The organism is Pseudomonas sp. SIMBA_041, from assembly GCF_046535095.1.
GTDB lineage: Bacteria > Pseudomonadota > Gammaproteobacteria > Pseudomonadales > Pseudomonadaceae > Aquipseudomonas > Aquipseudomonas mucoides.
The window spans coordinates 248,561-275,385 of the sequence record NZ_JAWRXJ010000005.1; the positions used below are offsets into that span (position 1 = coordinate 248,561).

Sequence of the window (26,825 nt, forward strand, 5' to 3'; positions counted from 1 at the left end):
AAAGCTAGATGTGGAAAGCCTGGCGGCCGACCAGCAGCCATTTCCCACCCTTCTTCTGCCAGATCTGGAAGTTCTCGATTTCGGTCGGGATCACTTCGGTGCCCTTGAGGGCCTGGGCCGAGAAATGATTGCGCACCAGCGCCACATCGCCGGAGACGTTGATGGTCTGGTTTTGCATTTCCAGGGTTTTGAACGCGCTTTTGCCGGTTTCGATATCGGCGATGAATTCGCTCTTGTCCTGAACCTTGCCGCTGGAATGCCCGTAGGTCAGGTTCTCGGCGGTCAGGGTTTTAAGTTCGGAAATGTTCTTGTGCAGCATGGCTTGGGTCAGATGGTCGACGGCGCTGGCGACCTCTTTCTCGCCCGGTGCCGGGGCGGCGGCGACGTAGCCACTGAAGAGGCAGAGAAAACCGACCAGCAGTTTGACGTTCTTCATAGGTGTTTCCTTATTGTTGTGGGAAGGTGGCTCGTCGGTCATCGTACAACCTATAGAGAATTTAGAGAATACCCGGCACGACCCGTCTTCCTGGTCGTGCGCGGGCAGCGTGTTTCAGGCCAGCATCGACAGCAAACCGCCCTGACGATCCAGCTTGGCCAGGTCATCGAAGCCGCCGACATGGGTGTCGCCGATGAAAATCTGCGGCACGCTGCGTCGACCGCTGCGGCTGAGCATCTCCTCGAATTTGCCGGGGCTGGACTGGACGTTTATTTCCTCGGCCGCGATGCCTTTACTGGCCAACAGCGCCTTGGCGTTGCGGCAATAGGGGCAGGTGTCGGTGGTATAGATCGTCACGCTGTTCATCGTCGATACTCCTGAATTTAGTGGCCGCGCTTATGCATCGATGGCGGGAAAGTCGATCTCGGTGAGGGCGAGGTTGTTGAGGTAGTTGGTCAAGGTTTGTGCTGCGATGTGGCCCACCACCTCAACGATCTTGGCGTCGGTGATGCCGGCCGCCCGTGCGGCGTCGAGCTGTTCGAGGCTCAGATGGCCACGGCTTTCGGTAATTTGTTGGGCGAGGGTGGCGTAGGCATTCAACTGGCCGTGTCGGGCGCTGACGATGTCTTGTGCGGACAGCCCGGCTTTACCGGCAAACAGCGTGTGCGCCGCCAGGCAGTAATCGCAGCCGTTGACTTGCGAGGTGGCCAAAAAGATGGCTTCTTTTTCCGTCGCGCTCAGGGACGTTTTGCCCAGCGTCGCGCTTTGTTGCAGGTAGGCCGCAAGTACCACAGGGGCGTGCGCCAGGGTTTTGAAGACGTTCGGCAAAAAGCCGATTTTTTTCTGTACGCCTTCCAGCAGTGGGCGGGTGGTGTCAGTCGCGTTTTCGAGGCTCAGGGCGGTGATGCGGCTCATGGGTATTGCTCCGTCGATTCAAGCGCGGTGTGCGCTGGGTACGGGGTCTATGCTATGGGGCGACGCTGGCTTTTAGGGTGCAAATCGTCGAGGATATGCGACAGATCGTCCAGATATTCACCCGGGAGCCGTTCCATGGATCGCTTGTCCACGTTACTCACCCACTTCGGCGTCAGTGCCGGGAGCTTCTACAGCGGGCATTTTTGCGGCTCCGTGGCGTTTGATGGCGACCAGTCAACCGGCCACCTGCACCTGTTGCAGGCCGGCGAAGTGATGCTGAAATTGGCCGATGAGCCCGACCAGGTGCTCACCGAGCCGACGCTGATTTTTTTCCCGCGACCTTACCGTCACCGTTTATTCGCCAGCGAAGACTCGGGCGCCCAACTGGTGTGCGCGTCGCTGGATTTCGACGGTGGCGCCGGCAATGCCCTGGCCGCCGCGCTGCCGGACTTTCTGCTGCTCAAGCTCGACAGCATTCCGACGATGGCCGGCACGCTGGATTGGCTGTTCAGCGAAGCCTTCGGCGGCATTTGTGGCCGTGAAGCGATGATGGATCGACTGTTCGAATTGCTGGTGATCCAGCTGCTGCGGCATATCCTCAGCGACCGCGAACAGAGCCCCGGCATGATGGCCGGCCTCGCCGATCTGCGACTGGCACGGGCCATGAGCCTGATGCACGACGCGCCGGAAAAGTCCTGGACCGTGGCCGAACTGTCGGCGGCGGCGAACATGTCCCGCGCCAGTTTTGCCGAGCATTTTCGTCAGGTGGTAGGGCAGACACCGGTCGACTATCTCGTGAGCTGGCGCATCAGCCTGGCGCAGAAACGCTTGCGCGAAGGCAAGTCGATTGCGCTGATCGCCGATGAAGTCGGCTACGAAAGCCCCTCGGCACTGGCCCGGGCGTTTCGCCGAAAAACCGGGGTCAGCCCGCGGGAGTGGGTGCAGGCCGGCAAACGCCCGCGATGATCGGGTCTGCCGGGTGGTCTGAGGATCCTGAGATAGACTAACCAGCGGACATCCAACGAAGGGAGTGACCACCGTGGCGCGATTCACATGGACTCGCTGATCACCGCCGCCGCCCGTGCATTGGCCGCGGGTGATCCCCTCGGGGCGTTGAACCGGGTGGCCCTGCGCGAAGATGCGCCAGCGCTGGCACTGCGCGGTATCGCCATGGCGCAACTCGGCGATCTGGAGCGCGCCAAGGCATTGGTCAAACGGGCGGCGCGTGCATTTGGTCCCAAAGAGCCGATGGCCCGAGCCCGCTGTGTGGTGGCGGAGGCTGAAATCGCCCTGGCGTCTCGCGATTTGAGCTGGCCGGAAAAAGCCCTCGACGCCGCGCGGGCAACGCTGGAGGCCCATGGCGATTGGGTGAATGCGGCCCATGCGCGGTATCTGGAAATCCGGCGTTTATTGCTGATCGGTCATCTCGAACAGGTCGAGGAGCGGCTCGCCCGGCTAGACCCTGCGCCCTTGCCACCAGCCTTGCGCGCCGCCCATGAATGGGTGGTGGCCGGCATCGCTCTGCGCCGGCTGGAGATCAAAAAGGCGCGGTCCGCGCTGGAAAGGGCCGGGCGCTTCGCCGGCGAGGCGGGGATTCCGGCGCTGAGCGCAGAAATGGAGAACGTCGTTCACGTCCTCAACGCGCCCGCCGCCCGGCTAATCAGCCGGGGCGAGGCGCGACCGGTGCTGCTGGATGAGGTTGAAACGCTGCTGACCTCAACGTCACTGGTGGTCGACGCCTGTCGATACACGGTGCGCGGCGCCGGCATGTCGGTGTCGCTGGCCAGGCGCCCGGTGTTGTTCACCCTCGTACGGGCATTGGCCGAAGCCTGGCCAGCCGATGTCACTCGCGAAACACTCATTGCCTATGCTTTTCGTTTGAAACTCAGTGACGAATCCCACCGTGCGCGGTTGCGCGTCGAAGTCGGACGGTTGCGTGCGGCGCTTCGACCGCTGGCCGGGATCACGGCGACGAAACGCGGCTTTGCACTGATGTCGGCGGACGTCGTGGTGCTGGCGCGGCCGGTCGAAGAACAGCACGCGGCGCTGTTGGCGTTTCTGGCAGACGGCGAGTCGTGGTCGAGTTCGGCGCTGGCGATGGCGCTGGGCACCGGTCAGCGCAGCGTGCAACGAGCGCTCGATTCGCTGGCGGTCGCCGGCAAAGTGCAGGCGTTTGGTCGTGGCCGCGCCCGTCGCTGGATGACACCACCGATGCCGGGATTCGCGACGACTTTGTTACTCACGGCTTTGTTGCCGGGTGATTAGGCTCCACTCCACACACCCAGTGAAGAGGATGCAACCATGAAACGTTCAACTGCTGAAATCATCCGTGAATACGGCCCGTTTCCCGGTGTCGACAGCGTGCACGGCGTCTCGTTTGACGGCCAGCACGTCTGGTTTGCTTCCGGCGAAAAGCTCAACGCCCTCGACCCGGACAGTGGCAAGCCGCTGCGTTCGCTGGATATCACCGCAGACGCAGGAACCGCTTTCGACGGCGAGCATTTGTTCCAGATTGCCGGGGAACACATCAACAAGATCGATCCCAAGAGCGGTCGCGTGCTGGCCACGATTCCGGCACCCGGCGGCGGCACCGATTCGGGGCTGACCTGGGCGGAAGGCACCTTGTGGGTCGGTCAGTACCGGGCGCGCAAGATTCATCAGATCAACCCCGACACCGGGGCCATTCTGCGCACCATTGAGTCCAACCGTTTTGTCACCGGCGTGACCTGGGTGGATGGCGATCTGTGGCACGGCACGTGGGAGGAAGATCAGAGTGAGTTGCGGCGGATTGACCCGACCACCGGCAAGGTCCTGGAGGCGGTCGAAATGCCGCCTGGGGTCGGGGTGTCAGGTCTTGAGTCGGATGGTGGCGAGCAGTTTTTCTGTGGCGGGGGTAACAGCGGCAAGGTGCGGGCCGTGCGCCGGCCCGTGGCTTCCTAGAACGTAAACTGACGCGACGAGCGGGGCGCACGTTGGGCCAGTTCGATCTCCAGCAAGTGCTCAACCAGCACGTCATTGAGAAAGCGGAACTGATCATTGAGACCGACCACTTCGTTGTTGAAGTGGTTGGAGGCTGCCGGCATCAGCAGCGCTTCGAAGTTTTTGTCGAACACCAGTGACGGTGCCTGGCGCGACAGGTATTCGTGCGCGTAGTAGTTGGTGCCGAACACCGGGAAGCTCACGGAAAGGCTCACGGAGTGGATCATGATGGTTGCTCCTCGGTCTGACCGATGTCCAGGAAGAAGCGGGAAAACAGGGTCAGCGAAACGGCCGTCAGGGCCAGGCAGGTCAGGAGATGGATCAACATGATGTGGCCCTCCGATGTGGGCGTAGCGTTGTGATGGAGTGATGGTGCTTCAGGCGGTTTTATTGCGGAAGGCATTCGTCGCGATGGTGAATATCAACATTAATGATGGTGTTCTTTCGGGCTCCATCGCGAGCAGGCCCTCAAGTTCACCCTCAACCCAGCGAACAAACCCCGACTCCTATACTCAAATCAATACGCCTGTGAGTTCCGGGCATTCTGCCCAGGGGCGACTGTAGGAAACCGCGATCTTGAACCTGCGTTCGCTGATCGTCGCCGTGTTGGTGGTGTTGGCGGGTTGCGCCACGCCTGCGCGTGCTCCCGTGGTGGACGTGGTCGTGGTGGTGTCCGACAGCACGTGGCACCAGGTGGATCGCGAAATCGTCGAAGCCTCCCAATCAGCCACCGAACAGACCCGAATCTACTCGCGCGGGGCCATGGACTACTGGCGGACACGGGTCTACCAATTGACCGAAGAAAACTTCATCCCCTGGTTCAGCAGTTATTGGACCCAGGAGTGGCTGTCGATGAAGGTCAGCTGGTACACCATCAGCGCCAAAGGCGAGCAGGATGCCTCGGCCAAGCGCCTGGCGGAGTATTTGCTCGAGCAGTACCAGCAACGGGTGCTGGCGCCGGTCGCGGTCGAGATTGATCCCGATGCGATCCTCGGCCAGGCCACGGCGTTCTACGTGGACATTCTTCAGGAAGAGCTGCAGAAAATTTCCAAACGTCACGGCATACCGATGGCCCAGCTCAACGGGCGCATTCAGAAGATCCCCGCCATCGCCCTCGGACCGCCGCCGGCGCGTAACGCCTCGCTCTACCAGGTCGTCCATACGGCCCCCTTGAACTCGCTGCCGGCGTACGCGGCGCTGATCGACAAGATCCACAAGGCTGGCGGCGACAAAGGCGTTGGCTCGACCGACACCGCCATGGCCCCCGTGGCCAAACGTGCCAGTCAGCGCATGGAAGCCGAAATGGCCCCGCGTGGGGCCGCCAGCGCCGTGGCCGCTGCGGCGGGGAAACTGGCCGGGGGCTTGATCACCGTCGGCGTGGCCGGGGTTCGCGCACTGATTCAAGCCGCCGACCGGCCCGACAGCGAGGCGCTGATTCGCAGCAGCCTGGGCAACACGTTCGACAAGGCCTGGCTGAAGCTGGTGCAGAATCCGACGACCGGCGTCATGGCGGGGACGCTGTACATGGCGGGGCAGATCGAGGGCAACCTGGCGGCGAGCGCTGCACCACCGTCGGTCGGTTCGCCAGGCGGTGACGTCGATTGGAACCCGACGCAATCGACTAGCCAGCAGACCGACCCTCAACCCCCCGCAGGAGAATGACCATGTCTTATGTCGATGGCTGTGTGATTGCAGTACCGACCGCCAACCGCGAGCAATTCAAGAAGCACGCCGAAATCACCAGTGCGATTTTCAAGGAGAACGGCGCCTTGAGCATTGTTGAATGCTGGGGCGACGATGTGCCAGACGGCAAAGTGACCTCGTTTCCGATGGCGGTGAAACTCAAGGCAGACGAAACCGTAGTGTTTTCCTGGATCATCTGGCCCGACAAGGCGACCCGCAATGCCGGCATGCAGAAAATGATGGCCGACCCGCGCATGCAACCGGACGTCAATTCAATGCCGTTCGATGGTCAGCGCATGATCTTCGGCGGCTTCAACATCCTCTACCAGTCCTGACACAACCTCACCGGATCACTCCGCGCTCGGGGTGATCCGGCAACTCTTGCGATGGCGGATTTCGTCATCCGTCGGCCGCTCCCTGACGAACTCGAAACGTGGCTCACCTTCGCTATAGTGAACCAGCCAGCCCCATTCCAGCTCGGACTCATCCTGCCCCGGTTGCGGTGGCATCGCCCACCATGGCTCTTTGCTGATGATCTGCCGCATGGCCCCCTCCCGTTGTTTTCGGTTGGTTCAACTATAACGTGCATGTCAGGAGGTGCCAGGCATGAACGACGAATCCCATGAACCGCTCAAGCGGCTGTTTTTTGCGCTGAACTGCCCGCCCGAACAACGCAAGGCGATTGCCCAGTGGCGCGGCGCACTTGAACTGCGCAGCGGGCGGCCGGTGCCGGCGGATAACTTTCACCTGACGTTGTTGTTTTTGGGTTCTGTCGGTGTGGCGCAGATCGGCGATATCTGCACGGCCGCCGCCAAGGTTCACGTACCGGGTGTGGCGTTGAGTGTGCTGCTTGATCGGCTGGATGTGTGGCGCAGGGCCGGGGTGTTGGTGCTCGCGCCAGAGCAGGCGCCGCCGCAGTTGTTGCGGCTGGTGTATGCGTTGGAACAGGCGATGTTGCCGTTTGGGCTGGAGGAAACGGCGAAGGAGTTTCGGCCGCATTTGACCTTGATGCGTGACTATCGGGTGCCGGTGCCTGAGTCCGCGACGCCGCCGGATTTTTTTCTGCGGGCGGATCGTTTTGTACTGTTTGAATCGCATAAGGGGCGTTATCGGGCATTGGCCGAATGGCCGCTGGTGCCCGTCTAAAAAAAGGCGCCCGAGGAGGGCGCCCAAATTCACCTTAACCGAGGAAGCCAGGTGAGGCCGTTCTGCTGCAGGGAGCGTGCAGCGGTGGTAAGGCGCTGCGGGAACGGAAAACGGTTGAGTCTTGTGTTGCGAGTGCTGGCCTCATCGCGGGCAAGCCCGGCTCCCACAGGGACTGGTGTCGTGCACTAACCTGTATTCCGACACAGAAACCTGTGGGAGCCGGGCTTGCCCGCGATGGCGGTCTCACATTCAGCGATTACTTCCCGAGCTTGACCCGCGTCCAGCCCCGGGTCATCACCCGCTGAATGCCGATCGGCATATCCGGAATTGCATACAACGTCGCCATCACCTCCTGCGGCGGATACGAACCCGGATCGTCGCGAATCGCCTCATCCACCAACGGCGTCGCCGCCGCGTTGGCGTTGCTGTAGCCGATGTTGTTAGTGATCTCGGCAATGATGTCCGGGCGCATCAGGAAGTTCATGAACAGGTAGGCGTTCTCGACGTTCGCCGCGTCCCGGGGAATGGCGACCATGTCATAGAAACTGCCGGCGCCTTCTTTCGGGATGCTGTAGTCGATCTTCACCGAGTTACCCGATTCCTGCGCGCGGGCCTTGGCTTGCAAGACGTCGCCGGAATAACCGACCGCCACACAGATGTTGCCGTTGGCGAGATCAGAGATGTATTTCGACGAATGGAAGTACGCCACCGAAGGGCGAATCTTCATGAACAGCGCTTCAGCTTCGGCGATCTGGCCCTTGTCCTGCGAGTTCACCGGGTAGCCCAGGTAGTGCAGGGCGGCCGGGAGCATTTCCGTTGGCGAATCGAGGAAACTGATACCGCAGGCTTTGAGCTTTTCCGCGTTTTCCGGTTTGAACAGCAAGTCCCAGGAGTTGGTCGGTGCATGGGCGCCGAGCACTTCCTTGACCTTGGCCGGGTTGAAACCGATGCCGATCGAGCCCCACATGTACGGGAAGGCGTGAGCGTTATCCGGGTCGCTGGCGGACGCATTTTTCAGCAGGACCGGGTTGAGGTTTTTCCAGTTCGTCAGCTTCGATTTGTCCAGCGTCTGATAGACGCCAGCCTTGATCTGCTTGGCCAGGAAGCTGTTGGACGGCACGACAATGTCGTAGCCGGATTTGCCTGCGAGCAGGCGAGCCTCAAGGGTTTCATTGCTGTCGAACACATCGTAGGTCACGCGGATGCCGGTCTCGTCTTCGAACTTCTTGACGGTGTCCGGGGCGATGTAATCCGACCAGTTGTAGACGCGCAGTACCTTGTCATTGGCCTGGGCGCCGGTAGCCATCGCGCCCAATAAGGACAGTGTCAGCAGAGTCCTGCCAAACATTTTCATCGGTACAACTCCATTCTTTTTATTTAGAACACAAAACCTGTGGCGAGGGCGCAAGCCCCCTCACCACAGTTAACTCAACAACGGTATTAAGCCGTTGCTCCAGCCATTTGCTTGTTCGGTTGCTGCCACGATTCACTGGCGGTCTGGTCCATCGCTTCCTGGATCGCACGTTTGCGGGTGGCTTCAGCGCGGCGGCTGAAGTACCAGACCATGAAGGTCACGATCGAAACGGCGAGCAGAATCAGGCTGGCCACGGCGTTGATCTCAGGCTTCACGCCCAGACGCACCGCCGAGAACACTTCCATCGGCAAGGTCGTCGAACCCGGCCCCGACACGAAGCTCGCCAGTACCAGGTCATCCAGCGACAGGGCAAACGACATCATGCCGCCGGCCGCCAGCGATGGCGCGATCATCGGAATGGTGATCAGGAAAAATACCTTGAATGGCTTGGCCCCAAGGTCCATGGCCGCTTCTTCGATGGACAGGTCCAGCTCACGCAAACGGGCGGAAACCACCACCGCCACATACGCCGCACAGAACGTCGTGTGGGCGATCCAGATCGTGACGATGCCACGTTCCTGCGGCCAGCCGATCAACTGCGCCATCGCCACGAACAGCAGCAACAACGACAGACCGGTGATCACTTCCGGCATCACCAGCGGCGCCGTTACCAGGCCGCCAAACAGCGTGCGACCCTTGAAGCGCGTAACGCGCGTCAGGACAAACGCCGCCAGCGTACCGAGTGCGACCGCGGCCACCGCCGTGTAGCAGGCGATTTCCAGCGAGCGCACCACCGAGCCCATCAGTTGCGTGTTGTCGAGCAGGCCGGCGTACCACTTGAACGACCAGCCACCCCACACCGTCACCAGTTTCGAGGCGTTGAACGAGTAGATCACCAGGATCAGCATCGGCAAGTAGATAAACGACAGGCCGAACACCAGCATCATTTTTGAAAAACCGAAACGTTTCATCCCCGTGCCTCCATCTCTTTGGCCTGGCTGCGGTTGAACAGCAGAATCGGCACAATCAGGATCAACAGCATCACCACTGCCAGAGCAGACGCCACCGGCCAATCGCGGTTGTTGAAGAACTCTTGCCACAGCACGCGACCGATCATCAGGGTTTCCGGGCCGCCCAGCAGTTCCGGGATCACGAACTCACCGACCACCGGAATGAACACCAGCATGCAGCCGGCGATGATGCCGTTCTTGGCCAGCGGCACGGTGATTTTCCAGAAGTTGTTGAAGTTGCTCGACCCCAGGTCCGAACCCGCTTCCAGCAGGCTTTGATCGTGCTTGACCAGGTTGGCGTACAGCGGCAACACCATGAACGGCAGGTACGCATACACCACGCCGATATAGACGGCGGTGTTGGTGTTGAGGATCTCGATCGGGTGATCGGTCAGCCCGGTCCACATCAAAAACGCATTGAGAAGGCCGTTATTGCTGAGGATGCCCATCCACGCGTAAACGCGGATCAGGATCGCGGTCCAGGTCGGCATCATGATCAACAGCATCAGGACGTTTTGCGTTTCCTTGTTGGCCTTGGTAATGGCGTAGGCCATCGGGAAACCGATCACCAGGCACATCAGCGTGCTGAAAAACGCGACCTTCAACGAGCCGAGGTAGGCCGAGAGGTAGAGTTCATCGTCGGTCAGCAACAGGTAGTTGCCGACGTTGAGGAACAGCTGAAACTTCTGTTCGGCGTAGGTGTAAATCTCCGAGTAAGGAGGAATGGCCAGCGCCGCTTCCGAGAAGCTGATCTTCATCACCAGGAAGAACGGCAACAGGAAAAACAGGCACAGCCACAGGAAAGGAACCCCGATGACGAGCTTTCGACCACTCGGCATCAGCCGCATGAACTGCTGATTGAGTGTTTTCATGAGCGCAGTACCACGCCGCTGTCGTCTTCCCACCACACATAGACGGTGTCATCCCAGGTCGGACGCGCGCCACGGCGTTCGGCGTTGGCCATGAACGACTGCACGACTTTGCCGCTTGGCAATTCAACGTAGAACACCGAGTGACCGCCGAGGTAGGCGATGTCATGCACTTTGCCTTGGGACCAGTTGTAGCGGTTCTCGGGCTTGACCGTGCTGAGCAGCATTTTTTCCGGGCGGATGGCGTAGGTGATGGACTTGTCCTGCACCGAGGTGCTGACGCCGTGACCGACGTAAATCTTCTGCTCGAGGTCCGGGCTGTGGATGATCGCGTGACCTTCAAGGTCTTCCACCACGGTGCCGTCGAAGGCGTTCACGTTGCCGATGAACTCGCAGACCATGCGGCTGACCGGTGCTTCATAGATGTCGACCGGGCTGCCGATTTGCGCAATCCAGCCCAGGTGCATGATTGCGATGCGCTGGGCCATGGTCATGGCCTCTTCCTGGTCGTGGGTCACCATCACGCACGTCACGCCGACGCGCTCGATGATTTCAACCAGCTCCAGTTGCATCTGCGAACGCAGTTTTTTATCCAGTGCACCCATCGGTTCGTCGAGCAGCAACAGCTTCGGACGCTTGGCCAGGGAGCGGGCGAGGGCCACACGCTGACGCTGACCGCCGGACAGTTGATGCGGTTTGCGCTTGGCGTATTGGGTCATGTGCACCAGGCGCAGCATTTCTTCAACGCGGGCGTCGATTTCGCTGGCGGGCAAACGGTCCTGCTTGAGGCCGAAGGCAATGTTCTGCGCCACGGTCATGTGCGGGAACAAGGCGTACGACTGGAACATCATGTTGATCGGCCGCTCGTACGGCGGCATGTCGGTGATGTCCACGCCGTCGAGGAAAATCCGCCCCTCGGTCGGGCGCTCGAAGCCTGCAAGCATGCGCAGCAGGGTCGATTTGCCGGAACCGGAACCGCCGAGCAGGGCGAAGATCTCGCCTTGATGAATCTCGAGCGAGACATCGTCTACTGCGCAGGTTTCGTCGAATTTCTTGGTGACGCGGTCGACTTTCACCAACACCTTTTTCGATGTCTGGTGACCTTCAAGAGCCTTCCTGTAAATGCTGGAGGCGTTTGCCATGTGAAACTCCCAACAGGTTTCAGTCGTCGGGCCAACGCGGCCTGACTTAATAGTTGATTGCAAGCCTGAGCCGTGCGAAGTCAGTGAATTCGGCAGTGCCCCCTGTGGGAGCGGGCTTGCCCGCGATGGCGGTGTGTCAGGCGACATCATCGTTACCTGATACACCGCATTCGCGGGCAAGCCCGCTCCCACAGGGATTTTCACCTGCTTCACTGGTATCGCCCGGCCTGGGCTTATTCGGCGCCGCCGTCCTGGCTGCCTGGTAGTACTTGTTGTTATCGCAGTGTGTTGCTGTCGCGAGGGGCGGGCGCGCGAAGGCACGCCCGTCTGACTCGCGGGGGCAGTAATCGGTTGTTTGTGTCTTGAGTCAGCGGCTTTTACGCAGCGCGGCCCGTCGCCGGCACGCATCGCCGAACGCCTGGAAAATACTCAAGTAAGGAGGATGGGTGAGCACCTGCCATTCCGGGTGCCATTGCACGCCGACGGCAAACGTCGGGCTGTGCTCCACCGAGATCGCCTCGATCAAACCGTCCGGCGCAATCGCTTCGGCACGCAGGCCGGGGGCGAGTCTGTCGATGCCCTGGCTGTGAATCGAATTGACACTGAACTCGACTGGCAACTCCAGCGCTTCGAACACACCGCCCGGTTGCACGGTCACCGCATGCGCCGGAGCGTATTGCACCGCCAGCTCAGGACTGTCCGCTTCGCGGTGGTCGAGCATGCCCGGCAGTTCGTGGACCTTCTGGTGCAGGCTGCCACCAAACGCCACGTTCATTTCCTGGAAGCCCCGGCAGATGCCGAGCACCGGCACGCCAGCCGCAATGGCCGCACGTAATAAAGGAAGGGTCGTGGCATCCCGCGCCGGATCGTGATCCGTGCCGGGAGCGCTGGCCGGGCCTTGATAGTGGAAGGGTTCCACATTCGAAGGGGAGCCGGTCAGCAGCAGACCGTCGAGATGGGCGAGCACATCTTCGATTTCAGTCAATTCGCCTAAGGAAGGGATGACCACAGGCAGCCCCAGCGCCGCGACGCTGACAGCACGCAAGTACTTGTCGCCGCTGATGTGGTAGGGGTGCAGGCCAATCTGTTTGACGCATGCAGTAACGCCGATCAATGGCTTGAATGCCATTTTTATCACCTCGAAGTTTCACACTTGAACGAGCTTTTCCGGAGCTTAGCCTTGTTGATTTTAATTAACAACTCTCATGTAAAAAATTCTAAACGCCGCACGTCTGATCCTCAGCGTTTACGCGGTGCTCAAGGCTGATCTGGCACTCTCGTCCCCTAAAAAGGCCCGAAAATAAAGGTTGAAGGGGCAAGTGTTCGCTATTGACTTCACTTTGCCGTTCGGGTTGACTGGGCTCGTGAAAGGGTAGTGAACATAATAATTAACAGCTAAAAAATAGGTGCATCATGTCGGTCCCTCTGCGTGCCGTTCAACTCAACGAAGCAAACGCATTCCTTAAGAAATATCCTGAGGTTTTGTACGTCGACCTTCTGATTGCGGATATGAACGGCGTGGTGCGCGGCAAGCGCATCGAGCGCACCAGTCTTCATAAGGTCTACGAAAAAGGCATTAACCTGCCGGCGTCCCTGTTTGCTCTGGACATCAACGGTTCCACGGTGGAAAGCACCGGCCTGGGTCTGGACATCGGCGACTCTGACCGAATCTGCTTCCCCATCCCCGGCACCCTCAGCATTGAGCCGTGGCAGAAGCGCCCAACCGCTCAATTGCTGATGACCATGCACGAACTCGAAGGCCAGCCGTTCTTTGCCGACCCGCGAGAAGTGTTGGCCAATATCGTGCGCAAGTTCGATGACCTGGGCCTGACCATCTGCGCAGCCTTCGAACTCGAGTTTTATCTGATCGACCAGGACAACGTGAACGGTCGTCCACAATCGCCACGTTCCCCGGTATCGGGCAAGCGTCCGGTGTCGACCCAGGTGTATCTGATCGACGACCTCGACGAATACGTCGACTGTCTGCAAGACATCCTCGAAGGCGCGAAAGAGCAGGGCATTCCTGCCGACGCCATCGTCAAGGAAAGCGCCCCGGCGCAGTTCGAAGTCAACCTGCATCACGTCTCCGACCCGATCAAGGCCTGCGACTACGCGGTGTTGCTCAAGCGTCTGGTGAAGAACATCGCCTACGACCACGAGATGGACACCACGTTTATGGCCAAGCCCTATCCGGGTCAGGCGGGCAACGGTTTGCACGTGCACATTTCGATTCTCGACAAAGAAGGCAACAACATCTTTGCCAGCGAGGATCCCGAGCAGAACGCCGCGCTGCGACACGCGATCGGCGGTGTGCTCGAGACCCTGCCGGCGCAGATGGCGTTCCTCTGCCCGAACGTCAACTCGTACCGTCGTTTTGGTGCGCAGTTCTACGTGCCGAACTCCCCGAGCTGGGGCATCGACAACCGTACCGTGGCGGTGCGTGTGCCAACCGGTTCGCCGGACTCGGTGCGAATCGAACACCGCGTTGCGGGTGCCGACGCCAACCCGTACCTGTTGATGGCCTCGGTGCTGGCCGGTATTCACCACGGCCTGACCAACCAGATCGAGCCGGGCGCCCCGGTGGAAGGCAACAGCTACGAGCAGAACGAACAAAGCCTGCCGAACAACCTGCGCGATGCACTGCGCGAGCTGGACGACAGCGAAGTCATGGCCCGTTACATCGACCCGCTGTACATCGACGTGTTCGTGGCGTGCAAGGAAAGCGAGCTGGCCGAGTTCGAGAACTCCATCTCCGACCTTGAGTACAACTGGTACCTGCACACGGTTTGATGGGGCAAAACCCGGGTGAGGGGGTGTACACAAAACCTGTGTGCACCGCCAAACCCTGTGGGAGCGGGCTTGCCCGCGATGGCGTCATCACAGTCTCCATTGATGTCGCCTGACCCGTCGCTATCGCGGGCAAACCCGCTGCCACAGGGATCTGCGGTGTACTGATACCCAACAAATACTTATTCCTCTGCGTCGAGTCACAACCATGACAAACACTCGCAGCGACTGGGAACAACGCTTCCAGTCCCTCACCATCGAAGCCCGTGCATTCATCGACGGCCAATACTGCCCGGCACTCAGCGGCGACACCTTTGAGTGCATGAGCCCGGTCGACGGCCGCTTCCTGGCCAACGTCGCCAGCACCGACGAAGCCGACGCCAATGCGGCCGTCGCCGTCGCGCGCCGCACGTTTGAATCCGGCATCTGGGCCAACCTCGCCCCGGCCGAGCGCAAGCGCACCCTGATTCGCTTTGCCGACCTGATCCTGGCCAACCAGGAAGAACTCGCCCTGCTCGAAACCCTCGACATGGGCAAGCCGATCAACGACTCGATGAACATCGACATTCCAGCGACCGCCAACGCGATCCGCTGGAGCGCCGAAGCCATCGACAAGATCTACGACGAAGTCGCCGCCACCCCGCACGACCAACTCGGCCTCATCACCCGTGAACCTGCGGGCGTGGTCGCGGCCATCGTGCCGTGGAACTTCCCGTTGATCATGGCCAGCTGGAAGTTCGCCCCGGCACTGGCTGCCGGCAACTCGTTCATCCTCAAGCCATCGGAAAAGTCGCCGCTCACCGCCATTCGCATTGCGCAACTGGCGCTGGACGCCGGCATTCCGAAAGGCGTGTTCAACGTTCTGCCGGGCTACGGCCACACCGTCGGCAAGGCGCTGGCGTTGCACATGGACGTCGACGTGCTGGCCTTCACCGGCTCGACTGCGATTGCCAAGCAACTGATGATCTACGCCGGGCAAAGCAACATGAAACGCGTCTGGCTCGAAGCCGGCGGCAAGAGCCCGAACGTGGTGTTCGCCGACGCGCCAGACCTGCGCGCCGCCGCACAAGCAGCAGCCGGCGCGATTGCCTTTAACCAGGGCGAAGTCTGCACCGCGGGCTCGCGCCTGCTGGTGGAGCGTTCGATTCGCGAGCAGTTCATTCCACTGTTGGTGGAAGCGCTGCAAGCCTGGAAACCGGGGCACGCACTGGACCCGGAAACCACCGTCGGCGCGGTCGTCGACCAGCGTCAACTGGACAACGTGTTGCGTTACATCCAGGTCGGTAAAGACCAGGGCGCGCAACTGATCGCCGGCGGCAGCCGCACCCTCGAAAGCACCGGTGGCCTGTACGTGGAACCGGCGATTTTCGACGGTGTGACCAACGCCATGACCATCGCCCGCGAAGAAATCTTCGGCCCGGTGCTGTCGCTGATCACCTTCGACACCGCTGAAGAAGCGCTGGCGATTGCCAACGACAGCATCTTCGGCCTGGCCGCTGGCGTCTGGACCAGCAACCTGAGCAAGGCCCACACCTTCGCGCGCGGCTTGCGCGCCGGCAGCGTCTGGGTCAACCAGTACGACGGCGGCGACATGACCGCGCCGTTCGGCGGGTACAAGCAGTCGGGTAACGGTCGGGACAAATCGCTGCACGCGTTCGACAAATACACCGAGCTCAAAGCGACCTGGATCAAGCTCTAATACCTATAAAAAAAGCGACGGTCGCCGGCACGCTGCCGGTGGCCATCGGAGAACGCTATGAAACAAGATTCTGTTAAACACACCCACGTAAACAGCTACTACGCCGCCACCCGTAACTTCACCGGCGACTTCCCGGTGCTCGAACAAGCGGTGGACTGCGACGTCTGCATCATCGGCGCCGGTTACACCGGTTTGTCCTCGGCCCTGTTCCTCGCGGAAGCGGGCTACAGCGTGACCGTCCTCGAAGCCGCCAAAGTCGGTTTCGGCGCCAGCGGTCGCAACGGCGGCCAACTGGTCAACTCCTACAGCCGCGACGTCGATGTCATCGAAGAACGCTACGGCGACAAAACCGCTGAAGTCCTCGGCAGCATGATCTTCGAAGGCGCCGACATCATTCGTCAGCGCATACAGCACTACGACATCCAGTGCGACTACAAGCCCGGCGGCATCTTTGCCGCGATGAACAAGAAGCAGCTCAAAGGCCTGGCCGAGCAGAAAAGCAGCTGGGAACGCTACGGCAACAAAAACCTGAAAATGCTCGACGCGGCGGACATCAAGCGCGAAGTTGGGTCCGACGCCTACGTCGGCGGCCTGCTGGACATGCAGGGCGGCCATATTCACCCGCTGAACCTGGCCCTCGGCGAAGCCTCGGCCATCATCGGCCTGGGCGGCAAAATCTACGAGCAATCGGCCGCGGTAGAAATCACCTACGGCGAACCGATCACCGTGCGCACCGCCAAAGGCGTGGTGAAGGCCAAGTACCTGCTGATCGCCGGTAACGCCTACCTGCCGCAGGGCCTCGACAATCGCGTGACCAGCAAAAGCATGCCGTGCGGCTCGCAAATCGTCGTCACCGAACCGTTGTCGGAAAAGGTTGCGCACAGCCTGATCAAAAACAACTACTGCGTCGAAGACTGCAACTACCTGCTCGACTACTACCGCCTCACCGCCGACAACCGTTTGCTGTACGGCGGCGGTGTGGTCTACGGCGCCCGCGAACCGGACGACATTGAACAACTGATCCGCCCGAAAATCCTCAAGACCTTCCCGCAACTCAAGGACGTGAAAATCGACTACCGCTGGACCGGCAACTTCCTGCTGACCATGTCGCGCATGCCGCAATTCGGCCGCATCGAGAAAAACGCCTACTACATGCAAGGCTACAGCGGCCACGGCGTCACCTGCTCGCACCTGGCCGGCAAACTGATCTCGGAAATGATCCGCGGCGACGCCGAACGCTTCGACGCATTCGCTTCGCTACCGCACATGCCAATGATCGGCGGCCGCACCTTCCAGGCCCCGCTCACCGCCATGGGCGCCGCGTACTACGCGCTGCGCGATCGGTTCGGCATCTGATAAACGCTGCAAAACCTGTGGGCGCGGGCTTGCCCGCGATGACGCCAAATCAGCCACCATTGAGGTCGGCTGACACACCGCAATCGCGGGCAAGCCCGCTCCCACAAGTTGATCCCGGTCGATCACAAGTTTTGCGGTCGCCACAGAACCCTGTGGGAGCGGGCTTGCCCGCGATGAGGCCCGACCAGCCACCATCAACCCCAACCAAACACCCTGATTTCAGGCCCAAACAACCTTTTCACCCACCCATTCATCGAACCTGCTGAGCAACACCACCAAACGTGATTTAATACCCGCCTTTCACATTTCCGGGACAGGGAAGCGGTACTTTCGCGGCCAAAAGTCGCCCGCCATCCACCCCCATAACCCTTAAGTATTCTTCGCATAAGGCTGTCATGGACACGGGCTCACGACTCAAACTAGTACGCGAAAGCTACAAACTGTCCCAGCGCGAGCTGGCCCGGCGTAGCGGCGTCACCAATGCCACCATCTCCCTGATCGAACAAAATCGCGTCAGTCCCTCCGTCAGCTCGCTCAAAAAACTGCTCGAAGGCATTCCCATGTCTTTGGCGGACTTCTTTACCTTTGATCAGCCGCCGCGTGAGCACCAATACGTGTTCCGCGCCAACGAACAGCCGGATCTCGGCCGTCATGGGCTGCGGTTGCTGCTGATTGGCGCTTCGGTGCCGAGTCGGCAGATGCGGCTGTTGCGTGAACAGTACGCGCCAGGGGCGAGTTCTGGGGAGGAACCCATCGTTCACTCGGAAGGCGAGGAGTGTGGGCTGGTTACGCGGGGGACGGTTGAGTTGACCGTGGACGGCCAAATCAGTGTGCTCAACGCCGGCGACGGCTACTACTTCCCGACAACCCTGCCGCACAAGTTTCGCAACATCGGCCAGGATGAAGCGGAAATCATCAGCGCCAACACGCCAGCCAACTTCTAATCTCAAAACGGACGCAACCCTGTAGCAGCTGCCGAAGGCTGCGTCCGCAGACGGAAAAGACGAAAAGGTGACAGATCTATTTGAATACACAGATCTGTTCCCTTATTTCGAATGGCCGGTCAGCTCAAATTTTTACAACCTCGATCGTCCATTCGCCCTGCACTTTCCGTGTGACGTATTGGAATGGCACAAACATTCCATACGTTTCGAGGTAGACGTAAATGTTGGTGCCGTATTGGTAGGTATCTTGGGTGCAGCTGAGTAGCTTGGCAGTCCCGGTCAAACTCGGGTGATACGCGCTGGCGGGTTTCTGCGACTGCACCTCACAGCTGAATCGGTTGTCGACCGGCACCAAGGCTCTGGGACCTTTCCCGCCGTTGGTATAAAGCATCTGCATATCCTGCGCCGTGTATCGCAGGAGGGCGCCGACCGGCATGTGCGCCCAATCGCCTTCGAAGCTGAGGTTCGTCAGCGCCTTATCCTCAATCGTTATCTCTCCTGCACGATTGCTGAATTCACTTTCAGCCAGGGTAATCAGGCCTCGGAAGGTGGCTTTGACCCACTGACCGCGTCGGTCTTCATAACGCTCCGTCAGTTGATTTCCCGCCTCGTCCAAAAGGTATGTCGAGTCACGCCCGTTGAGCCGTACCGCTTCGTCGGAATACTGTCTTGGCTCGGAGTTGTCTTTGAACACCCGGCGCAGCTGCTGAATGCTTTTCTGCGGTTTGGGCATATTCAATGCCTCGATGGCCTTCAACACCGGGGCGGCAACGACAGGGACCGGTGATTCGAAGGGCGACTGTTCGCGCCCTTCAAATGGTTTGTATTGGTCCAGCGATTGCGGTTTGCCGCAGGCCACCTGAACCAACTGACGCTCATCGGCTGTGAGGCTTTGCGAGCCGATGGCTTTGAGATCTGTCTGCACGCTGCCAGCGAGCACACGACTGTGAGTATCCAGGTAGAAATGGCTTAACGCGGTCAGTTGTTGCAAGGCGCAATTGGCTGTCCACCGCTGGCGTACTTGCCCATACAAGACGTTTTTGCCGGGCACCAAGCTCTCGCCGGGCAGTACCCGAGCCGTCCAGAAAGTCACCTCATCACCTTTCACGTTCAGGCTGCTGCGGTCGATCATCTGCCAATCCTGATGCTCGGGGGCAGAGAACATGCGCCATTGAGGAGATGCGGTCTGGGCACACACCTGCTTCAACTGCGCACTTTGCAGATACTGGCTCTTTTGTTCAGCCGGTAATTGCCAGGACTCCTGCGAACGCCCCCTCGGGTTGTCGGAGAATCGAGACATTCCCCTTTTGCTGCGGTAAGCCATTTGCGCATCGGGCTCGCTGCAGTTGGCGTCGAAACGTGCCAGATAGTGGCGTTCCGGACTTGGGGACGAAGCCACTAAATAGGTGATCCGGTCTCCCTCTCGCACGATCGAATTCGGCTCGGGTTTCTCGAGTATCACACTATTGAAAACCGCCAGGCCCGGCTGGACCTCAGGTGTTGTGGTTTGAGCGGACGCGGGCTTTGTCGCTTGGCATCCAGAGAGGATCAAGGCAGCGGTCAGCAGTGAAAAAAGGCTGAAAGAGTGGGGTGTGGCGTCCATGCGGGTGTACTTCATTGATTATGATTGGGTGGTGGCATATTAACATGAGTGCTGGCTGCCAAAAGGACGCCGATGCTGGCAGCGTTAGATTTCGATGTTATGGCGCGCGAACAAAGTCAGCCGCGCTGATAGAGCAGACCATCCTCTCGCTAACTCGACAGGGGGAATGAAATAAAAAACCCGCAACTCGGTGCGGGTTTTTTTGGGCTTAGCTCTTATTACTAATTCTTTGGTGCCTCAAACCCGCGTTGCTCAATCACCCGAAACACATCACTCACATCCTGGATCAGGATTCGGGCGATGTTGGTGACGGTGTTGATGTCATTTTCGGCGTAGTCGGGGAGGCTGGTGCAGGCCGTGAGGTTGAGGTATTTGAGGACGGCGCTGAGGCGTTCGCTGACGCAGTTGTGGAGTTCGCGCAGTGGGGCATCGCTGTCGATGAGCAGGACGGGGTAGTTGGTGGCGAGTTGGGACATTGGGGTGAAGCGGCGGGGCGGGTTCTGGGTTGACATGCATATAGTCCTAAAAAATGAGTCAAAGTCGTCAAAATCCATTCACAGACAGAAACCGGCTGTGTCATGTCTGACGGTATTTGCTGATCTTCTTTTAGGGCTGCGAAACCCTGTCTCTGATGGTCGTCAGTGACGGGTCGAACTTTAAGCGAAGATTTTGGTGCCTGCAAACGGGGTTGTAGGACCGAAAGCGGGTTATTGGTTGATGTCGGAGGCAGAGCTTCCGGCGGGGTTACTGGCGTTAAATCAGAACGTGTTTAAGTGTCTGTGTACCTTGCTCGTTGGATTTACGGCTGCTGTGTAGCCGGACGCAGACTTCGCCAGCAGCTACAGGGTTTTGGGTTGTTTAAAAGTTTGGCGGGGTTGGGGCGGCTTCGCTGCCCAGCGGGAGCAAGCTCCCTCGCCACAGAGGGTGGTTTCCTACACGATTTTCGGATGGGCATAAACGACAAAGCCCCGAATCATCGGGGCTTTGATCCTTTGATGTCATTGCCTGGCCTGAGGCGAGTGCGGGTTGTGTGCGGTGTGTTTGGGGCCGGTCAGTGCCCATGCCACGACGCCGATCAGTGGCACGAAGACGATCACGACGATCCACAAGAGTTTGTTGCTGGATTTGCCTTGGGCTTTTCGGACCCGGTTGATTGCCCATAGCTCGATCAGCAGAAGCACTGCCACGAGTACGATCCAGATTGTTTCGGTTTGCATTGGTCACCCTCCTGATAGTCATTCAGTTAGGTGAGCCGCGGTGGGCGGGGTTCATTTAATTTTTGGTTAAGCGGGGTTGCTCGCGATGGTGGTCTGTCAGGCAATTCAGAATTGACTGTCAGGGCCTCATCGCGAGCAAGCTCGCTCCCACAGGGATTGTGGGGATAGTTAGAGGGAGGTGGCCAGTTTTCCGGTCGAGAGACGACGCTTGTACGCGCTGTCGCGGCTGGCCAGCCAGTAGTAGAGCGGTGAGGTGATCAGCAGGCCCACCAGCCAGGAAAGGTCTGCGCCGTTGATGTGTTCGGAAATAGGCCCGACATACAGCGGCGTGTTCATGAACGGAATCTGCACCACGATGCCGATCGCATACGCCAGCAGCGCCTGCGGGTTGTACCGGCCATAGATCCCGCCGTCGACCTTGAAGATCGAGTTGATGTCGTACTGACCTTTGTGAATCGCATAGAAGTCGATCAGGTTGATCGCGGTCCACGGCACCAGCACCACGAGCAGCACCAGGACCATGTCGACGAAGTGGCCGATGAAGTTGGCGGAGGCGCCAACGGCGGCGAAGCAGCACGCGGCGAGGACGATGACCGAGAGCACGGCGCGGCTTTTGGCGGTGGGGATCCAGCGGTAGGCGAAGGTTTGCACCAGGGTGATCAGCGACAGCACGGCGCCGTAGAGGTTGAGGGCGTTGTGGCTGATGACGCTGAGCAGGAACAGCACGAGCATCAGCGGGCCGATGGAGCCGGTGGCGAGTTTGACCGCGTCCATGGTGTCCATGCCGACGGGCGTGGCGAGGACGGCGACGGCGCCGAAGATGAACGAGAGGCTGGAGCCGAGCACGGTGCCCAGGTAAGTGGTCCAGAACGTGGCGGCGACCGGTACGTTGGCCGGCAGGTAGCGCGAGTAGTCGGAGACGTACGGCGCGAAGGCGATTTGCCAGAGCGCGGCGAGCGAAACGGTGGCGAGCCAGCCGGACAGGTTGAAGCTGCCACGGGTGAGGAAGTCGGCGGTTTGTACGTGGGTGAAGATGTAGCCGAAGCCGAGCACGATGCCGGCGCCGAGCACCCAGGTGCCGATGCGGTTGAGCACGTGGATGAAGCGGTAACCGATGATGCCGATGATGCCGGAACCGAGCGCACCGATGACAATGCCGACGGGCACCGGCACGCTGTCGACCACGCCATGCAGGGACTTGCCAGCGAGGACGATGTTGGAGGCGAAGAAGCCGATGTACATGACGCCGGCGATCAGCACCACCAGCAGCGCACCGAGGGAGCCGAACTGGGCGCGGCTCTGGATCATTTGCGGGATGCCCATCTGCGGGCCTTGCGCCGAATGCAGCGCCATCAGCACGCCGCCAACCAGGTGGCCGACGAGAATGGCGACGATGCCCCACACCAGGTTCAGGTGAAACATTTGCACGCCGAGGGCGCCGGTGACGATCGGCAGCGGCGCGATGTTGCCGCCGAACCAGAGGGTGAACAGGTCGCGGGTTTTGCCATGACGATCTTCGGGTGGCACGTAGCCGATGGTGTGTTTCTCGATGAGCGGGGCGGAGGTTGTTGCAGCGGTAACCATGACGAACTCCAAGGCAATGTGAGTACGTGGACGTACTTCGGTGAGCGCCGTATGGGGGCGACGCTTTTCTTGTTGGAGTTGATGATGGGCGGTGGGCGGGGAGAGATAAATTAGTAAGATTGTGGGTATAGACGTTAAAAAATGTATGCCGGTTGGTCGCTGGAAATCCGGGGCGAACAGGGGGCGTTACGGACGCGATACTGTGGGAGCGGGCTTGCCCGCGATGGCAGTCTGTCAGCCAACTCAATATTGACTGTCAGGCCCTCATCGCGGGCAAGCCCGCTCCCACAGGGATTTCTGGTGTGTTCGGATGCTTTGCTAGCTGATCGATTGCAGCATCCGTTGCAGCATCGCATCGCAGGCGGTGAGTTGTTGGAGGCTGACGAATTCGTCGGGTTTGTGTCCTTGGTCCATGCTGCCGGGGCCGCAGATGACGGTGGGGATGCCTGCTGCGTCGAACAGGCCGCCCTCGGTGCCGAAGGCCACGGTGCCGAATTCTCGGGAGCCGGAGAACGCGGCAATCAACTCAGCCGCTTCACTGTGCGCATCGGTCGCCAGACCGGGGTACGCCGACAACTCGCTGAAGCGGATCTCACTCTGTTCACTTACGGCACGCATGCGCGGCAACACCTGTCGCTCGGCATAGGCCTTCAGTTCCTGCGCCACATCATTGGGATCAAACGAGGGCAGGGCACGGATTTCGAAGTCGAAGCGACAATCGGCGGGGACGATGTTCAACGCTTTACCGCCAGAAATCACGCCGGTTTGCACGGTGCTGAATGGCGGATCGAACCGCGCATCGTGAAGCTCCGGCGCCTTCAGTCGATGACCCATCCGCCCCAGTTCACCCATCAGTTCAGCCGCGTATTCAATCGCGTTGACCCCCTGCGGCGCGTACGCTGAATGGCACGCTTGCCCGTGAACATCACAACGCATCGCCAGTTTGCCTTTATGCCCGAGCACCGGTTTCAGTTCGGTCGGCTCACCAATGATGCAGAGCATCGGTTTGACCGGACGCTGTTGCAGTTCCGCCAGCAGCGAGCGCACGCCCAGGCAGCCGACTTCTTCATCATAAGAAAGCGCGATGTGCACCGGCACGCGCAGCGTGGCCTGCACCAGCGACGGCACCAAGGCCAGTACGCAGGCGATGTAGCCTTTCATGTCCGCCGTACCGCGACCGTAGAGTTTGCCGTCGCGTTCGGTGAGTTCGAACGGTGGAACGGTCCACGGCTGGCCGTCGACGGGCACCACGTCGGTGTGCCCCGACAGCACGATGCCCGGCACGTCCGCCGGGCCGAGGGTGGCGAACAGATTGGCCTTGCTGCGTTGCTCGTTGTAGACCAGTTCGCACGGCACGTCGAAACCCGCGAGGTAATCGCGGACGAACTCGATCAGGTGCAGGTTGGACTCGCGGCTGGTGGTGTCGAACGCCACCAGCGTCTGCAACAACTCGCGGCTGTGGCTCATCGGTCGTCTCCGGCGACGCCGTAGCCAGGGGATTTGTCCGGGGCGAGGGCGCGGTCGATGTAGTCCTGAACCTGCGGGCGATAGGCGTCCCACAATTTCTCGAGCTCACCGATAGGGTTTTCGTCGGCCCAGTCGACCCGTAGGTTGATGATCGGCCAGGTCAGTTCACCCACGACGATCATCGCCGCCGAATGCACCGGCCCGGCTTCACCGCCGGCGGCAATCGCGGCTTTCATCGCGGCGAGCAAGCGGTCGGCCAATTGACCTTCGCCATGTTCGAACGCTGCGACCATCGCTTCGATCACCGAGCGGTCCGCGAGCATGTTGCCGGCCGCCACGCAGTGTTCACCGGACACCGCGTTGTGATTGCCCAGGGTTTGCGCGCCGCTGAAATGCGCGGTGCGGCCGAGGTGGTCGATGGCGGTGATTTGCCGGTACTGGCTGTAGCCGTTGCGGGTCAGGACTTTGTCCAGCGCCTCGGCCGGTGCGAGGCCTTGCTCCATCAGGGCCAGGGTTTCGGGGCCAAGCGAGGGCAGGGTGATGTTTTGCGTCGAGACCGCGCCGACACCCGGCAGCAACCAGGGGCAACGGGCGCCGACGGCGATGCTGGAGGAACTGATTGCGATGCCGAACTGACCGGTTTCGGGGCAACGTGCGGCGATGGAGAAGGTCATGGTTTTGCTCCTTGGTTAACCCTTGGCTATTGAGGTGTCTGGGGCAAGTCGAATCGTCGCACCGCCGCTCCCACAGGGATCTTCAGTGGCCACAGAATTGTGTGCGACGATAAACCTGTGGGAGCTGGCGTGCCTGCGATGGCCGCGACTCGGTGTACCTGCTTAGTCAGGAATCACCGCAATCACATCAATCTCCATCAACCACTGCGGCTGCCCCAGTGCCGACACCACCAACCCGGTCGAAATCGGAAACACGCCCTTCAGCCACTTGCCCACTTCCTGATAAACCGGCTCGCGATACCGCGGATCAATCAGGTAAGTCGTGGTTTTAACGATGTGGCTCAGGTCGCTGCCAGCCTCTTCCAGCAACTGCTTGACGTTGCGCATCGCCTGCTCGGCCTGCGCACGCGGGTCACCCAATCCGACCAGTTTGCCTTCGAAATCAGTGCCGACCTGGCCACGAACATAAACGGTATTACCGGCCCGCACGGCTTGGCACAAATCATTGTCCAGGCTCTGGTTCGGGTAGGTTTCCTTGGTGTTGAACATGCGAATACGGGTATGGGTTGGCGTGGCCATGTGAAGCTCCTGAAAAAAGTCTTAAGCGCTGACAGTGGTTTTATGGGCGACCGGCACGGCTTCAGCCTGACGCTGCGCCGCGTCGTGGTAGTCGAGGTACGACCGCTGGATGGCGATGTGATCGGCCACGTATTTCGCGTCGTGCCAAACGCCCCAGATGAACGAAGACCCACGACGCGACTGCCACGGCAGTCCGAGGAAATAAACCCCGGGCTCGCTCGACACACCGCGCTGATGCTGCGGCTTGCCGTTGCCGTCGAAAGCGTCCACCTTGAGCCAGCTGTAATCGGTGGCAAAACCGGTGGCCCAGATGATCGAGGTCACGCCGGCCTTGACCAGGTCGAGCTCAAGAATTGGATTCGTCACGCACGCTGGATCAGGGAAGGTCATGCGCGCTTCAGGTTCTTCCGGCAGGTCCAGGCCGTTGCGCTCGATGTAGGCATCGGCAGCGTTGAGCAGCGCCAGATAGTTTTCGTCACCGCGCGCCAGGTTCTCGGCCAGGTTTGGCTGGAACGTCGCCACGCCGCCATTGAACGATTGGGTCAGGCCGACCAGGGTCATGCCGCGATGGGCGAGGCCACGGAAGTCGACAGTTTTGCCGCCATGGGCACCGCTGACCGCGATGGTCACGTGTTCCCGGCCGGGTTTCATCGCCGCCTGATCCCACTCGCCGAGCACGCCCAGCCACCAGCAGAAATCCCGGTTGCGATAAGCGCGAGGTGGGCGGTCGTGTGCACCGACCGAGAGGTAAACCTGCTTGCCCGAACGCTGCAGTTCATCGGCGATCTGCACGCCCGACGAACCGGCACCCACCACCAGCACAGCGCCTTCCGGCAGTTGCTCGGGGTTGCGGTAATCGGCCGAGTGGATCTGAATGAACGGCTGATCTTTTGGCGCGATGGGCGGAATCACCGGTTTCTGGAACGGCCCGGTGGCCGCCACCACACGGTTGGCTTCAATCACGCCGTCGGAGGTTTCAATGGTGAAGCCTGGGCGGCCGACATTGCGCTTGACGCTCAGCACGTCCACGCCGGTGCGCACCGGGGCGTTGAATTTCTTGGCGTAGGCTTCGAAGTAATCGGCGACACGTTCTTTCGGGGCAAAGCCGTCGGGGCTCAGGTCATCGAATTCCATGCCTGGAAAGCGGTCGTGCCACGCCGGACCGTTGGCCACCAGCGAATCCCAACGCCCGGTGCGCCAGCGCTCGGCAATGCGGTTGCGCTCCAGCACCAGGTGCGGCACGCCGAGTTTGCTCAGGTGTTCACTCATGGCCACGCCAGCCTGACCGGCGCCAACGATCAGCGTGTCTGTTTTTGTTTTTTCTGTGGTCATCTCTTTACCCTTCGAAGTGGGATTCAGGTCGCTAATGGCCTGCCATCTC

28 protein-coding genes are annotated in these 26,825 nt (G+C 60.3%); 10 read left to right on the plus strand and 18 right to left on the minus strand.

Features of this window, described 5'->3' with window-relative positions:
- Positions 1 to 4 precede the first annotated feature (4 nt).
- The 3 genes from SB725_RS13810 to SB725_RS13820 form a co-directional block, all read right to left on the minus strand.
- Complete coding sequence (locus SB725_RS13810; protein WP_410921945.1) at positions 5 to 436, minus strand: nuclear transport factor 2 family protein; 432 nt, start codon at positions 434 to 436, stop codon at positions 5 to 7.
- 114 nt (positions 437 to 550) lie between these two features.
- Positions 551 to 802: a glutaredoxin 3 gene (gene grxC, locus SB725_RS13815; RefSeq protein ID WP_059181074.1), complete on the minus strand. Its 252-nt coding sequence runs from the start codon at positions 800 to 802 to the stop codon at positions 551 to 553.
- Between the two features lie 30 nt (positions 803 to 832).
- Positions 833 to 1,351 (minus strand): carboxymuconolactone decarboxylase family protein, encoded by a 519-nt coding sequence (locus SB725_RS13820; protein WP_059181073.1) that lies wholly within the window; start codon positions 1,349 to 1,351, stop codon positions 833 to 835.
- 135 nt (positions 1,352 to 1,486) lie between these two features.
- Between SB725_RS13820 and SB725_RS13825 the strand changes: the two genes are divergently transcribed.
- The 3 genes from SB725_RS13825 to SB725_RS13835 all read left to right on the plus strand — a co-directional run bounded on the left by SB725_RS13825 (position 1,487) and on the right by SB725_RS13835 (position 4,291).
- Positions 1,487 to 2,317, plus strand: coding sequence for an AraC family transcriptional regulator (locus tag SB725_RS13825; protein WP_059181072.1), 831 nt, complete (start codon positions 1,487 to 1,489; stop codon positions 2,315 to 2,317).
- A gap of 87 nt (positions 2,318 to 2,404) precedes the next feature.
- Positions 2,405 to 3,616 (plus strand): hypothetical protein, encoded by a 1,212-nt coding sequence (locus tag SB725_RS13830; RefSeq protein WP_027925269.1) that lies wholly within the window; start codon positions 2,405 to 2,407, stop codon positions 3,614 to 3,616.
- A gap of 36 nt (positions 3,617 to 3,652) precedes the next feature.
- Positions 3,653 to 4,291, plus strand: a complete 639-nt coding sequence (locus tag SB725_RS13835; protein ID WP_194939670.1) for a glutaminyl-peptide cyclotransferase — start codon at positions 3,653 to 3,655, stop codon at positions 4,289 to 4,291.
- On the opposite strand, the gene SB725_RS13840 is transcribed toward SB725_RS13835, so the two are convergent.
- Complete coding sequence (locus tag SB725_RS13840; RefSeq protein ID WP_027925271.1) at positions 4,288 to 4,557, minus strand: hypothetical protein; 270 nt, start codon at positions 4,555 to 4,557, stop codon at positions 4,288 to 4,290. The two genes, SB725_RS13835 and SB725_RS13840, sit on opposite strands and share 4 nt — an antisense overlap.
- A gap of 349 nt (positions 4,558 to 4,906) precedes the next feature.
- Here SB725_RS13840 and SB725_RS13845 point away from each other — a divergent pair, with 349 nt between their 5' ends.
- Positions 4,907 to 5,992, plus strand: a complete 1,086-nt coding sequence (locus SB725_RS13845; RefSeq protein ID WP_410921947.1) for a hypothetical protein — start codon at positions 4,907 to 4,909, stop codon at positions 5,990 to 5,992.
- Positions 5,993 to 5,994: 2 nt separating this feature from the next.
- The gene (locus tag SB725_RS13850) at positions 5,995 to 6,348 is read left to right on the plus strand and encodes a DUF1428 domain-containing protein (protein ID WP_027925273.1); all 354 of its coding nucleotides are present in this window, start codon (positions 5,995 to 5,997) and stop codon (positions 6,346 to 6,348) included.
- A 15-nt stretch (positions 6,349 to 6,363) separates the two neighbouring features.
- Here the strand turns inward: SB725_RS13850 and SB725_RS13855 are convergent, their stop codons facing one another.
- Positions 6,364 to 6,558, minus strand: a complete 195-nt coding sequence (locus SB725_RS13855) for a hypothetical protein (protein ID WP_027925274.1) — start codon at positions 6,556 to 6,558, stop codon at positions 6,364 to 6,366.
- Positions 6,559 to 6,619: 61 nt separating this feature from the next.
- Between SB725_RS13855 and thpR the strand changes: the two genes are divergently transcribed.
- A complete protein-coding gene (gene thpR / locus SB725_RS13860; RefSeq protein ID WP_410921948.1) occupies positions 6,620 to 7,159 on the plus strand; it encodes an RNA 2',3'-cyclic phosphodiesterase in 540 nt (179 codons plus the stop codon).
- 256 nt (positions 7,160 to 7,415) lie between these two features.
- On the opposite strand, the gene SB725_RS13865 is transcribed toward thpR, so the two are convergent.
- From SB725_RS13865 to SB725_RS13885, 5 genes are all read right to left on the minus strand, one after another.
- The gene (locus SB725_RS13865; RefSeq protein WP_059181068.1) at positions 7,416 to 8,513 is read right to left on the minus strand and encodes a polyamine ABC transporter substrate-binding protein; all 1,098 of its coding nucleotides are present in this window, start codon (positions 8,511 to 8,513) and stop codon (positions 7,416 to 7,418) included.
- 86 nt (positions 8,514 to 8,599) lie between these two features.
- A complete protein-coding gene (locus SB725_RS13870) occupies positions 8,600 to 9,484 on the minus strand; it encodes an ABC transporter permease subunit (RefSeq protein ID WP_027925277.1) in 885 nt (294 codons plus the stop codon).
- Entirely contained in the window at positions 9,481 to 10,362 is an 882-nt protein-coding gene (locus SB725_RS13875; RefSeq protein ID WP_170219144.1) for an ABC transporter permease subunit, read from the minus strand. Before SB725_RS13875 ends, SB725_RS13870 begins: the two co-directional genes overlap by 4 nt.
- Before the next feature lie 29 nt (positions 10,363 to 10,391).
- Positions 10,392 to 11,534, minus strand: a complete 1,143-nt coding sequence (gene potA / locus SB725_RS13880) for a polyamine ABC transporter ATP-binding protein (RefSeq protein ID WP_027925279.1) — start codon at positions 11,532 to 11,534, stop codon at positions 10,392 to 10,394.
- A 367-nt stretch (positions 11,535 to 11,901) separates the two neighbouring features.
- Positions 11,902 to 12,663, minus strand: a complete 762-nt coding sequence (locus SB725_RS13885) for a gamma-glutamyl-gamma-aminobutyrate hydrolase family protein (protein ID WP_410921949.1) — start codon at positions 12,661 to 12,663, stop codon at positions 11,902 to 11,904.
- 284 nt (positions 12,664 to 12,947) lie between these two features.
- Between SB725_RS13885 and SB725_RS13890 the strand changes: the two genes are divergently transcribed.
- The 4 genes from SB725_RS13890 (at position 12,948) to SB725_RS13905 (ending at position 18,320) form a co-directional block, all read left to right on the plus strand.
- Complete coding sequence (locus SB725_RS13890) at positions 12,948 to 14,324, plus strand: glutamine synthetase family protein (protein ID WP_027925281.1); 1,377 nt, start codon at positions 12,948 to 12,950, stop codon at positions 14,322 to 14,324.
- A gap of 205 nt (positions 14,325 to 14,529) precedes the next feature.
- Complete coding sequence (locus SB725_RS13895) at positions 14,530 to 16,020, plus strand: aldehyde dehydrogenase (protein WP_059181066.1); 1,491 nt, start codon at positions 14,530 to 14,532, stop codon at positions 16,018 to 16,020.
- 57 nt (positions 16,021 to 16,077) lie between these two features.
- Positions 16,078 to 17,376: an NAD(P)/FAD-dependent oxidoreductase gene (locus SB725_RS13900; protein ID WP_410921951.1), complete on the plus strand. Its 1,299-nt coding sequence runs from the start codon at positions 16,078 to 16,080 to the stop codon at positions 17,374 to 17,376.
- A gap of 395 nt (positions 17,377 to 17,771) precedes the next feature.
- Entirely contained in the window at positions 17,772 to 18,320 is a 549-nt protein-coding gene (locus SB725_RS13905; RefSeq protein WP_007946335.1) for a cupin domain-containing protein, read from the plus strand.
- A gap of 124 nt (positions 18,321 to 18,444) precedes the next feature.
- Here SB725_RS13905 and SB725_RS13910 read toward each other — a convergent pair whose 3' ends face one another.
- The 8 genes from SB725_RS13910 to SB725_RS13945 form a co-directional block, all read right to left on the minus strand.
- Positions 18,445 to 19,923, minus strand: coding sequence for a hypothetical protein (locus SB725_RS13910; RefSeq protein WP_410921953.1), 1,479 nt, complete (start codon positions 19,921 to 19,923; stop codon positions 18,445 to 18,447).
- A gap of 221 nt (positions 19,924 to 20,144) precedes the next feature.
- Positions 20,145 to 20,435 carry a hypothetical protein gene (locus SB725_RS13915; RefSeq protein WP_027925285.1) on the minus strand — a complete coding sequence of 97 codons (291 nt, stop codon included), beginning with the start codon at positions 20,433 to 20,435 and terminating at the stop codon, positions 20,145 to 20,147.
- Positions 20,436 to 20,921: 486 nt separating this feature from the next.
- Positions 20,922 to 21,140 carry a PLD nuclease N-terminal domain-containing protein gene (locus SB725_RS13920; protein ID WP_410921954.1) on the minus strand — a complete coding sequence of 73 codons (219 nt, stop codon included), beginning with the start codon at positions 21,138 to 21,140 and terminating at the stop codon, positions 20,922 to 20,924.
- A 168-nt stretch (positions 21,141 to 21,308) separates the two neighbouring features.
- A complete protein-coding gene (locus tag SB725_RS13925; RefSeq protein ID WP_410921955.1) occupies positions 21,309 to 22,724 on the minus strand; it encodes a purine-cytosine permease family protein in 1,416 nt (471 codons plus the stop codon).
- A gap of 318 nt (positions 22,725 to 23,042) precedes the next feature.
- Positions 23,043 to 24,191 (minus strand): acetylornithine deacetylase, encoded by a 1,149-nt coding sequence (gene argE, locus SB725_RS13930; RefSeq protein ID WP_410921956.1) that lies wholly within the window; start codon positions 24,189 to 24,191, stop codon positions 23,043 to 23,045.
- Entirely contained in the window at positions 24,188 to 24,865 is a 678-nt protein-coding gene (locus SB725_RS13935) for a DUF1028 domain-containing protein (protein ID WP_027925289.1), read from the minus strand. Before SB725_RS13935 ends, argE begins: the two co-directional genes overlap by 4 nt.
- Before the next feature lie 162 nt (positions 24,866 to 25,027).
- Entirely contained in the window at positions 25,028 to 25,444 is a 417-nt protein-coding gene (locus SB725_RS13940) for a RidA family protein (RefSeq protein ID WP_410921958.1), read from the minus strand.
- A gap of 21 nt (positions 25,445 to 25,465) precedes the next feature.
- Positions 25,466 to 26,812, minus strand: coding sequence for a flavin-containing monooxygenase (locus SB725_RS13945; RefSeq protein ID WP_410922096.1), 1,347 nt, complete (start codon positions 26,810 to 26,812; stop codon positions 25,466 to 25,468).
- Positions 26,813 to 26,825: the final 13 nt, after the last annotated feature.